Source organism: Kitasatospora sp. NPDC058190 (assembly GCF_042883685.1).
In the GTDB taxonomy this organism is placed as follows: domain Bacteria; phylum Actinomycetota; class Actinomycetes; order Streptomycetales; family Streptomycetaceae; genus Kitasatospora.
Genome location: NZ_JBHVVI010000060.1, coordinates 1 through 10417, shown reverse-complemented (window position 1 = coordinate 10417; position 10417 = coordinate 1). Strand labels below are relative to the sequence as shown.

The following is a 10417-nucleotide window of genomic DNA, read 5'->3' as shown; positions in this document are numbered from 1 at the left end:
CCCGGGGGTGGCGGCCCCGCGCGGCGCGGCCCGCCACCCCCCCCCCCCCCCCCCCGCCGCCCGCGCCAAACCCCCCACCCTACTGGGGCCCCCCCGTTGGTTGGGGGGCCCGCCCCTCTTCTTGGCGCTCGGCTCGCGAGTTGGCTCGCTCGCGGGTCCGGACTTCGCGTCAGATCTCGCCGCGCAGCTTGGCCAGCGCCTCGGCGAGGATCGCCTCGCCGTCGGCGTCGGTGCGCCGCTCACGGACGTAGGCGAGGTGGGTCTTGTACGGCTCGTTGCGCGAGGGCGCCGGCGGGTTGTGCTCGTCCTGCCCGGCCGGGAAGCCGCAGCGCGGGCAGTCCCAGGTGTCCGGGATGACGGCCTCGGCGGCGAAGCTGGGCCGGGTCTCGTGCTTGTTGGCGCACCAGAAGGAGATCCGGTTGCGCGGGGCGGACTCGCCGCGCTCGGCCTCCCCCATCGGGCCGGCCCCGACCCTGCTGCCACGGATGGCGTTGCCACTTGCCACGGTCTGACTCCCTGCGTGCTGGTGCGCCGACCCGCCGCGGTGCGCGTCGGTGGCGAAAGTCGTCCTAGTGTAAGCAGGACTTAAGCTTCCGCCACCATCGCCTCCGCCCCCGACCGTCCCAGGATAGGCGCTCGGGCGACGGGGCGTCAGGGTTGTGTCAGGCCTGGTTCTTGAACTTGAGGACCAGCCCCAGCACGATGATGCACGCGAACCAGCCGAGGCCGACCACGATGGTGATGCGGTCCAGGTTGCGCTCGGCCACCGCCGAACCGCCGCCGGTCGACATCGCGCCGCCGCCGAACATGTCCGACAGGCCGCCGCCCTTCCCCTTGTGCAGCAGCACCAGCAGGACCATCAACAGACTGAAGATGATCAGGGCAATCGAGAACCCGAGAACCACGACGGGACCAACTCTCTCGTATCTTCGGCGAAGGGGCCGGGCCGCGTACGGCGGTCCGGCCCCAAAGCCTACGTTGCTGCGGCGGCGTTAGCCTACTGCCTGCTCACGGTAGCGCACGATCTTGACGAACTCATCGGCGTCCAACGAGGCACCGCCGATCAGGCCGCCGTCAATGTCGGGCTTGGCCATCAGACCGGCCGCGCTCGACGACTTGACCGAACCGCCGTACAGCACGCGGACCTTGTCGGCCAGCTCGGCGTCGTACAGCTCGGCGATCCGCCGGCGGATGGCCGCGCAGACCTCCTGCGCGTCCTCCGGAGTGGCCACCTCGCCGGTGCCGATCGCCCAGACCGGCTCGTACGCGACCACGAGGGACTCGGCCTGCACGGCCGGGATGCCCTCCAGCGCGCCGTCCAGCTGGGCCAGGGTGTACTCGACGTGGGTGCCCGCCTTGCGGACCTCCAGCGGCTCGCCGATGCACAGGATCGGGGTGACCCCGGCCCGGTAGGCGGCCTTCACCTTGGCGTTGACGATCTCCTCGTTCTCGCCGTGGTACTGGCGGCGCTCCGAGTGGCCGATCACCGCGTAGGTGCACTGGAGCTTGGCCAGCATCGGGCCGGAGACCTCGCCGGTGTAGGCGCCGCCGTCGTGCTGCGAGATGTCCTGCGAGCCGTACTTGATCTTCAGCTTGTCGCCGAAGACCAGGGTCTGCACCGAGCGCAGGTCGGTGAACGGCACCAGGACGGCGACCTCGACGGCCTCGTAGTCCTTGTCGGCCAGCGCGAACGCCAGCTTCTGGGTGTGCTGGATGGCCTCGAGGTGGTTGAGGTTCATCTTCCAGTTGCCCGCCATCAGCGGGAGACGCTCAGTCATGGTTTTCAGTCCTCCAGAGCGGCGAGACCGGGGAGGGTCTTGCCCTCCAGGTACTCGAGGCTCGCGCCGCCGCCGGTCGAGATGTGTCCGAACGCGTTCTCGTCGAAGCCCAGGATCCGGACGGCCGCGGCGGAGTCGCCGCCGCCGACCACGGTGAACGCGCTGCTGTCGATCAGGGCCTGCGCGACGGCCTTGGTGCCGTTCGCGTAGTCCGGGTGCTCGAAGACGCCCATCGGGCCGTTCCAGAACACGGTGCCGGCGTCGGCCAGCTTCGCCGCGTACAGCTCGCGGGTCTTCGGGCCGATGTCCAGGCCCTCCTTGTCGGCCGGGATCGCGTCCGAGCCGACGAGGTCCGGGTTGGCCGGGGTCTTGCCCTTGAGGTCCGGGAACTCGGCGGAGACCAGGACGTCCACGGGCAGGACGAACTCGACGCCGCGCTTCTCGGCCTCGGCCAGGTACTCCAGGCACGTCGGGATCTGGTCGGCCTGCAGCAGCGAGATGCCGACCTCGTGACCCTTGGCCTTGAGGAAGGTGTACGCCATGCCGCCGCCGATCAGGATCCGGTCGGCCTTCTTCAGCAGGTTGTCGATCACGCCGAGCTTGTCGGACACCTTGGCGCCGCCGAGCACGACGACGTAGGGGCGCTTGACGTCCTCGGTGAGCTTCTTCAGCACACCGACCTCGGTGGCGATCAGGTCGCCGGCGGCGTGCGGCAGGAGCTTCGGCAGGTCGTAGACCGAGGCGTGCTTGCGGTGCACGGCGCCGAAGCCGTCGCCCACGTACAGGTCGGCCAGGGCGGCCAGCTGCTCGGCGAAGGCCTTGCGCTCGGCGTCGTCCTTGCTGGTCTCACCGGCGTTGAAGCGCAGGTTCTCCAGCAGCACGACCTCGCCGTCGGCCAGCGCGGCAACGGCGGCCCCGGCGCTCTCGCCCACGGTGTCGGCGGCGAAGGTGACGCTCGTGCCGAGGATCTCGCCGAGCCGCGTGGCGACCGGGGCGAGCGAGAACTTCGGGTCCGGCTCGCCCTTGGGGCGGCCGAGGTGGGAGGCGACGACGACCTTGGCGCCACGCTCCAGGAGCTTGGCGATGGTCGGCGCGACGGCGCGGATCCGGCCGTCGTCGGTGATCGTCTCGCCGTCCAGCGGGACGTTCAGGTCGGCGCGCACGAAGACGCGCTTGCCGGCGACGTCCAGGTCTTCGATGGTCTTCACTGGTTCTTCGGTCTCCCGGGGAGATGGTTGATGCGCAGAGGCGGCACGGCGCAGGGGCCGCCTGAGAAGTCCTTGTACGCGGAGCGAGGGCCCGGTCGGCTCAGTATCGCCGTCCGGGCCCTCGCCCCTACATCACGTCAGCTCCCACTGCGTCAGAGCTGCTCACCGACGAGGGCGGTCAGGTTGACGAGGCGGTTGGAGTAGCCCCACTCGTTGTCGTACCAGCCGAGCACCTTGACCTGGTTGCCCTGGACCATGGTGAGCTGGGAGTCGAAGATGCAGGAGGCCGGGTCGTTGACGATGTCCGAGGAGACGATCGGGTCCTCGGTGTAGGCCAGGATGCCCTTGAGCGGGCCCTCCGCGGCCTTCTGGAAGGCGGCGTTGACCTCGTCCTTGGTGACCTCGCGCTCCAGGGTGACGACCAGGTCCGTGATGGAGCCGGTCGGGACCGGGACGCGCAGCGAGGTGCCGTCCAGCTTGCCCTTCAGCTCCGGCAGGACCAGGGCGGTCGCCTTGGCGGCACCGGTCGAGGTCGGGATGATGTTCTGCGAGGCCGCACGAGCACGGCGCAGGTCCTTGTGCGGGAAGTCCAGGGTCACCTGGTCGTTGGTGAACGCGTGGACGGTGGTCATCAGACCCTTGACGATGCCGAAGCTCTCGTTCAGCACCTTGGCCATCGGCGCCACGCAGTTGGTGGTGCAGGAGGCGTTGGAGATGATGTCGTGCTTGGCGGCGTCGTACTTGTCGTCGTTGACGCCCATGACGATGGTGACGTCCTCGTCGGTGGCGGGCGCCGAGATGATGACCTTCTTCGCGCCGGCGGCGAGGTGCTTCTTCGCGGCCTCGGCCTTGGTGAAGATGCCGGTGGACTCGACGACGATGTCGGCGCCCAGGGCGGCCCACGGCAGGTTGGCGGGGTCACGCTCGGCGGTCACCTTGAAGGTGCGGCCGTCGACGGTGATGCTGTCCTCGGTGTGCGAGACCGTGCCCGGGAAGGTGCCCAGGGTGGTGTCGTACTTGAGCAGGTGAGCCAGGGTCTTCGTGTCGGTGAGGTCGTTGACACCGACGATCTCGATGTCCGCGCCCTGGGCCTTGACCGCGCGGAAGAAGTTGCGGCCGATGCGGCCGAAGCCGTTGATGCCTACCCGGATCGTCACGAACCGATCTCCTCGTTAGGTACGCCGGCGTGAAGCCGACGGGGATGAGATTTGGGAAGTCCCCGACCGCCTATGACCCTACCCCTCCCGACGCGACGAGGGCACATCGCGCCACCTCGTGAGACTTGGCGTGGCGCACCCTAAACCCGATTTCAGGCCGTCCGGCCTTGACCCGGCGGGCAGTTGGTCGCGAGCCAGTGGTCTCTACCAATTCGGGAGTTCCGGGCCGGCCCGGAAACGACTGCGGCCGGTGCCCGTCATCCGGACACCGGCCACTGATATTCGCCTGTTACTCGCCCGCTCGTCTCCGAGTCAAAGGGGCGGGAGCTCTCACGGAGCGTGATCGTCAGTTGAGCGCCATCTCGTCGGTCAGGTTGGCCTCGGTGCTCGGCAGGCCGAGCTCGGCGGCGCGCTTGTCGGCCATCGCCAGCAGTCGGCGGATCCGGCCGGCCACCGCGTCCTTGGTCAGCGGCGGGTCGGCGAGCGCGCCCAGCTCCTCCAGCGAGGCCTGCTTGTGCTGCATCCGCAGCTGGCCGGCCGCGGCCAGGTGCTCGGGCACCTCCTCGCCGAGGATCTCCAGCGCGCGCTGCACCCGGGCGCCGGCCGCCACCGCGGCGCGGGCCGAGCGGCGCAGGTTGGCGTCGTCGAAGTTGGCCAGGCGGTTGGCGGTGGCCCGGACCTCCCGCCGCATCCGCCGCTCCTCCCAGGCGAGCACCGACTCGTGCGCGCCGAGGCGGGTCAGCAGCGCGCCGATCGCGTCGCCGTCGCGGATCACCACCCGGTCCACGCCGCGCACCTCACGGGCCTTGGCCGGGATGCCGAGCCGACGGGCCGCGCCGACCAGGGCGAGGGCGGCCTCGGAGCCGGGGCAGGTGATCTCCAGCGAGGAGGAGCGGCCCGGCTCGGTGAGCGAGCCGTGCGCCAGGAAGGCCCCGCGCCAGGCCGCCTCGGCGTCGCAGGTGGCACCGGAGACGACCGCCGGGGGCAGGCCCCGGATCGGGCGCCCGCGGCCGTCCACCAGTCCGGTCTGGCGGGCGAGCAGCTCGCCGTCCTTGACCACCCGGACCACGAAGCGGCTGCCGCGCCGCAGCCCGCCGGGGGCCATCACCACGAGGTCGGAGGAGTGCCCGAAGATCTCCAGCAGGTCCTTGCGCAGCCGCCGTGCCGCCGCCCCGGTGTCCAGCTCCGCCTCGATCACGATGCGGCCGCTCACGATGTGCAGTCCGCCCGCGAACCGCAGGATCGCCGACACCTCCGCCTTGCGACAGCAGGCCCGGGTGACCGGGAGCCGGCTGATCTCGTCCTTCACCGCTGGAGTCATCGCCATGGCCCGATCCTTCCATGTGTCCGGAAAATCCGGTCGTACGCGGCTGCCAACAGCTCCGGGTCGTGTCGCGGGGTGCCGTCGGTGCGGGCCACCGTGCCGAGCACCAGAGCGGCGCCCATCCGTTCGGCGGCCTTCTCCAAACCGGCCAGGTCGGCCTGGCCGAAGGCGCCGCCCGAGACGGCGCGCTCGTCCACCAGGATCGCATCCACGGCGAGCTCCGGAGCGTGGTCGGCGATGACCTCCAGGTGACGCTGCGGGGTGAAGCCCTCGGTCTCCCCGGGCTGCGGGGCCAGGTTGAGGGTGAGCAGTCGGCGGGCGCGGGTCTCGACCAGCGCCTTGGCCAGCTCGGGCACCAGCAGGTGCGGCAGCACGCTGGTGAACCAGGAGCCGGGGCCGAGCACCACCCAGTCCGCCTCGCGGACCGCCGTGACCGCCTCCGGGACGGCCGGCGGCTCGTCCGGCAGCAGCCGGATCGACTGCACGGTGCCGGGGGTGACGGCCACGTTGGCCTGGCCGCGGACGGCCGAGACCTCGGCGGGGCGGGCCGGGTCGTGGCCGCGAACGCTCGCCTCGATGTCCAGCGGCACCGCCGACATCGGCAGCACCCGGCCCTGGACGTTCAGCAGCCGGCCGACCCAGTCCAGCGCCGCCACCGGGTCGCCGAGCTTCTCCCAGAGCGCCACGATCAGCAGGTTGCCGACCGCGTGCCCGCCCAGCTCGCCGTTGCCGGTGAAGCGCTGCTGGATCACCTCGGACCAGGTGCGGCCCCAGTCGTCGTCCCCGCACAGCGCGGCCAGCGCCTTGCGCAGGTCGCCGGGCGGCAGCACCCCCAGCTCCTCGCGCAGTCGGCCGCTGGAGCCGCCGTCGTCGGCGACGGTGACCACGGCGGTGAGGTCGCTGGTGAGCCGGCGCAGCGCGGACAGCGAGGCCGACAGGCCCTGGCCGCCGCCGAGCGCGGTGATCCGGGGGGCCGGATTGGCCCGGGCGGGACTACTGCGCGGACGGCCCGGCGCCGGGCTGCCCGCCCGTTCGCCGGCCCTGCTCTGCGGCTGTCGCCCGGGCACATATCCCGCCACACTCACCTCGCGTTCCTCGGCCCCGCCACCGGCTCCGCCGGGGGCCCGGCAGGGAAGGCGGCGGTTACTCCCGTCCCATGTCACGGTGGACGAGCACCGTCTCGACTCCGTCGGCGATGAGACGCTTGGTCAGACGCTCGGACATGGCGACGCTACGGTGCTTGCCACCGGTGCAGCCTACGGCAAGCGTCATGTAGCGCTTCCCCTCCCGCCGGTAGCCCTCGGTAACGATCCGGAGGAGCTCGGCGTAGCCGTTCAGGAACTCGTTGGCCCCGGGCTGCTGGAACACGTAGTCGGCGACGTCCGCGTCGGTGCCGGTCCGGGCCCGCAGCTCGGGCACCCAGTGCGGGTTGGGCAGGAAGCGGCAGTCCACCACGAGGTCGGCGTCGACCGGCAGGCCGTACTTGAAGCCGAAGGACATCACGGTGGCGCGCAGCTCGGGCTCGTCGTGGTCGGCGAACTGGGCGTCCAGCTTGGCGCGCAGCTGGTGCACGTTGAGGTTGGAGGTGTCGATCACCAGGTCGGCCTCGCCCCGCAGGTCGCGCAGCAGGTCGCGCTCCTGGGCGATGCCGTCGACGATCCGGCCGTCGGCCTGCAGCGGGTGCGGGCGGCGCACGCTCTCGAAGCGGCGCACCAGCGCCTCGTCGGAGGAGTCCAGGAAGACCACCCGGAGGCGGACGCCGCGCTTCTCCAGCTCGTCCAGCGAGGTGAGCAGGTCGTCGAAGAACTGGCGGCCGCGGACGTCCACGACCACGCCGATCCGGGCGACGTTGCCCTGGGAGCGGGCGCCCAGGTCGACCATGGTGGGGATCAGGGCCGGCGGCAGGTTGTCCACCACGAACCAGCCGAGGTCCTCCAGGCACTTCGCGGCGGTGGAGCGGCCGGCTCCGGACATACCGGAGATGATCACCAGCTCCGGCGCGTTCTCGGCCACGTCTGACACGGTCACTTCGGTTCCCCGCTCTCGGTCTTTCTGCTGGGGAGAACGCGCACGGCACGGCCGCCCTTCTCCGTCCCGGGCAGGCGGGCGGAGTCGGGGCGCGCCGGCAGACGGGCGGCGTCGGCCGTCATGGCGTCTCCTGGGATGGTGCGGTCTGGGGTGCTGCGGCCACCGGCTCGGCAGCCTGTTCGGCCCCGTCCTCGATGATCTCGCCGGTCGCGGTGTTGACCGCGGGTGCGGCGGGTGTACGGGACGACAACGCCGCCGCAACAGTCTCCGCGGTGCGGCGTCCGATGCCGGGTACCGCGCAGAGTTCGTCGACGGTGGCGGCCCGGAGCTTCTTCAGCGAGCCGAAGTGCTTGAGCAGCGCCTGGCGGCGAGTCTCGCCGAGGCCCGGGACGGAGTCCAGTTCCCCGGCGGTGAGTCGCTTGGAACGCTTGTTGCGCTGATAGCTGATCGCGAAGCGGTGGGCCTCGTCGCGGACCCGCTGGAGCAGGTAGAGGCCCTCGCTGGAGCGCGGCAGTACGACCGGGTCGTCCTCGCCGGGCAGCCAGACCTCCTCCAGTCGCTTGGCCAGGCCGCACAGTGCGACGTCGTCGATGCCGAGCTCGTCCAGGGCGCGCTTGGCGGCGGCGACCTGCGGCTGGCCGCCGTCGACCACCAGCAGCTGCGGCGGGTAGGCGAAGCGCTTGGGGCGGCCCTCCTCGTCCCGGGCGCCGGTTCCGGCCTCGGGCTCCTCCTCGGGGACGGCCCACTCGCCGGTCTGCTCCCGCTCCTGGAGGTAGCGGCGGAAGCGGCGGCTGATCACCTCGTGCATCGAGCGGACGTCGTCCTGGCCCTCGAAGCCCTTGATCTGGAACCGCCGGTACTCGCTCTTGCGGGCCAGGCCGTCCTCGAAGACGACCATCGAGGCGACCACGTCCTCGCCCTGGAGGTGGGAGATGTCGTAGCACTCGATCCGCAGCGGGACGGAGTCCAGCTCCAGCGCGTCGGCGATCTCCTGCAGGGCGCGGCTGCGGGTGGTGAGGTCGGAGGCGCGCTTGGTCTTGTGCAGCGCCAGCGCCTGCTGGGCGTTGCGCTGCACGGTGGCCATCAGGTCCTTCTTGTCGCCGCGCTGCGGGATGCGCAGGTCGACCTGGCTGCCGCGCAGGGCGCTGAGCCAGTCCTTTATCGGGGCGGCCGGCTCGGGCAGGGCGGGGACCAGCACCTCGCGCGGGACGTTCTCGTTGCCTCCGCCGTAGAGCTGCTGGAGGGCGTGCTCGACCAGGCCGGCAGTATCGACGTCCTCGACCTTGTCGGTGACCCAGCCGCGCTGGCCGCGCACCCGGCCGCCGCGGACGTGGAAGATCTGCACGGCGGCTTCGAGTTCGTCCTCGGCCACGGCCAGCAGGTCGGCGTCGGTGGCGTCGGCGAGCACGATGGCGTTCTTCTCCATCGCGCGCTTGAGGGCGCCGATGTCGTCCCGCAGCCGGGCCGCCTTCTCGTACTCCATCTCCGCGGCCGCCTCCTGCATCTGCTCTTCCAGCCGGCGCAGGTAGTTGCCGGTGCGCCCGGCCATGAAGTCGCAGAAGTCCTCGGCCAGCGCCCGGTGTTCGTCCGCCGAGACCTTGCCGACGCAGGGCGCGGCGCACTTGCCGATGTAGCCCAGCAGGCAGGGCCGGCCGACCTGTCGGGCGCGCTTGAACACGCCGTTGGAGCAGGTGCGGACGGGGAAGACGCGCAGCAGCAGGTCGACCGTCTCGCGGATCGCCCAGGCGTGCCCGTACGGGCCGAAGTAGCGCACGCCCTTCTTGTGCGCCCCGCGCATCACCTGGACCCGCGGGTACTCCTCGTTGAGGGTGACGGCGAGTTCCGGATAGCTCTTGTCGTCGCGGTACTTGACGTTGAACCGCGGGTCGAACTCCTTGATCCAGGAGTACTCCAGCTGGAGCGCCTCGACCTCGGTGCCGACCACGGTCCACTCCACCGAGGCGGCGGTGGTGACCATGGTCGCGGTGCGCGGGTGCAGGCCGGCCAGGTCCTGGAAGTAGGACGACAGGCGCGGGCGCAGGCTCTTGGCCTTGCCGACGTAGATGACCCGGCCGTGGGCGTCACGGAACTTGTAGACGCCCGGGGAGGTCGGGATCGCGCCCGGCGCCGGGCGGTAGGTGCTCGGGTCAGCCATGAGTCCACCGTACCGAGTGCGGTCGGGGCCGCGGGGGCAAGATCAATCGAGAGGCGCTCAACTGCTTCAGCTCGGGGTGACCTTGAGGTTCCCGCCCTCGACCGTGACGGTGTAGGCGGGCAGCGGGCTGGGGGCCGGGCCGTCCTGCACCGCGCCGTCGGCGATGCCGAACCGGCTGCCGTGGCAGGGGCACTGGATCTGCTCCTTGGCGACCTGGTCCACGATGCAGCCGGCGTGGGTGCACTTGGCGCTGAAGGCCTTGTACTGGCCCGCCGTCGGCTGGGTGACCACGATCTTCTGCTCGCGGAAGACCTTGCCGCCGCCCTCCGGGATCGCCGAGGCCGGGCCGAGGTCCACCGGGCCCTTGGGGGCGCTGCTGGAGGCGGAGGAGCCGGCGGAGGAGCTGCAGCCGGTGACCGCCACGGTGCCACCGGCCGCCAGGACGGCCGCGGCCCCGCAGAGCAGGGTGCGGCGGGAGGTGGCGGGGCTGGTCTCGGGGGCCTCGGACATCGGTGCGCTCCTGGCGGTTCGACTGCGGGACGGGCCACGGCTCGGTGGGCCCGTGGAAGTCTATGCGGCACGCGCCCCGCCGCTCCCGGGGTGGGAGCGGCGGAGCGCGATCCGGCCTACTTCTTGGCGGCGGCCCGCTTGCGCGGCGCCTTCTTGGCGGGGGCGGCGACCGGGGCGTCCGCGAAGTCGCTCGGCAGGATGTCCCGCAGGAACTTGCCCGTGTGGCTCTCCGGGACGGCCGCGATCTGCTCCGGGGC

Annotated in this window: 10 protein-coding genes; all 10 read right to left on the bottom strand. The window is 71.5% G+C overall.

What is annotated here, in order from left to right; translation table 11 throughout:
- Positions 1-169: 169 nt before the first annotated feature.
- Complete coding sequence (locus ACFVWU_RS25560; RefSeq protein WP_030308030.1) at positions 170-457, bottom strand: RNA polymerase-binding protein RbpA; 288 nt, start codon at positions 455-457, stop codon at positions 170-172.
- A 205-nt stretch (positions 458-662) separates the two neighbouring features.
- Positions 663-905 carry a preprotein translocase subunit SecG gene (secG, locus tag ACFVWU_RS25555; protein ID WP_387625155.1) on the bottom strand — a complete coding sequence of 81 codons (243 nt, stop codon included), beginning with the start codon at positions 903-905 and terminating at the stop codon, positions 663-665.
- Positions 906-992: 87 nt separating this feature from the next.
- On the bottom strand, positions 993-1778 hold the full coding sequence (gene tpiA / locus ACFVWU_RS25550; protein WP_387625153.1) for a triose-phosphate isomerase: 786 nt from the start codon (positions 1776-1778) through the stop codon (positions 993-995).
- A 5-nt stretch (positions 1779-1783) separates the two neighbouring features.
- Positions 1784-2986, bottom strand: a complete 1203-nt coding sequence (locus ACFVWU_RS25545; RefSeq protein WP_387625151.1) for a phosphoglycerate kinase — start codon at positions 2984-2986, stop codon at positions 1784-1786.
- A 152-nt stretch (positions 2987-3138) separates the two neighbouring features.
- On the bottom strand, positions 3139-4143 hold the full coding sequence (gene gap, locus ACFVWU_RS25540) for a type I glyceraldehyde-3-phosphate dehydrogenase (protein ID WP_380610957.1): 1005 nt from the start codon (positions 4141-4143) through the stop codon (positions 3139-3141).
- 346 nt (positions 4144-4489) lie between these two features.
- Positions 4490-5470, bottom strand: coding sequence for a DNA-binding protein WhiA (gene whiA / locus ACFVWU_RS25535; protein ID WP_188308910.1), 981 nt, complete (start codon positions 5468-5470; stop codon positions 4490-4492).
- On the bottom strand, positions 5461-6546 hold the full coding sequence (gene yvcK, locus ACFVWU_RS25530; RefSeq protein WP_387625227.1) for a uridine diphosphate-N-acetylglucosamine-binding protein YvcK: 1086 nt from the start codon (positions 6544-6546) through the stop codon (positions 5461-5463). The genes whiA and yvcK overlap by 10 nt, the downstream gene beginning before the upstream one ends.
- A 64-nt stretch (positions 6547-6610) precedes the next feature.
- Complete coding sequence (gene rapZ, locus ACFVWU_RS25525; protein WP_270143324.1) at positions 6611-7495, bottom strand: RNase adapter RapZ; 885 nt, start codon at positions 7493-7495, stop codon at positions 6611-6613.
- Between the two features lie 118 nt (positions 7496-7613).
- Positions 7614-9650 (bottom strand): excinuclease ABC subunit UvrC, encoded by a 2037-nt coding sequence (uvrC, locus tag ACFVWU_RS25520; protein WP_387625148.1) that lies wholly within the window; start codon positions 9648-9650, stop codon positions 7614-7616.
- Positions 9651-9716: 66 nt separating this feature from the next.
- A complete protein-coding gene (locus tag ACFVWU_RS25515) occupies positions 9717-10160 on the bottom strand; it encodes a Rieske (2Fe-2S) protein (protein ID WP_387625146.1) in 444 nt (147 codons plus the stop codon).
- Positions 10161-10417: the final 257 nt, after the last annotated feature.

What these genes read in the sequence shown, in the direction of transcription:
- tpiA (WP_387625153.1), bottom strand. Translation starts at nt 1,778, where the DNA reads ATGACTGAGCGTCTCCCGCTGATGGCGGGCAACTGGAAGATGAACCTC.
- ACFVWU_RS25560 (WP_030308030.1), bottom strand. Translation starts at nt 457, where the DNA reads ATGGGGGAGGCCGAGCGCGGCGAGTCCGCCCCGCGCAACCGGATCTCC.
- uvrC (WP_387625148.1), bottom strand. Translation starts at nt 9,650, where the DNA reads ATGGCTGACCCGAGCACCTACCGCCCGGCGCCGGGCGCGATCCCGACC.
- ACFVWU_RS25515 (WP_387625146.1), bottom strand. Translation starts at nt 10,160, where the DNA reads ATGTCCGAGGCCCCCGAGACCAGCCCCGCCACCTCCCGCCGCACCCTG.
- whiA (WP_188308910.1), bottom strand. Translation starts at nt 5,470, where the DNA reads ATGGCGATGACTCCAGCGGTGAAGGACGAGATCAGCCGGCTCCCGGTC.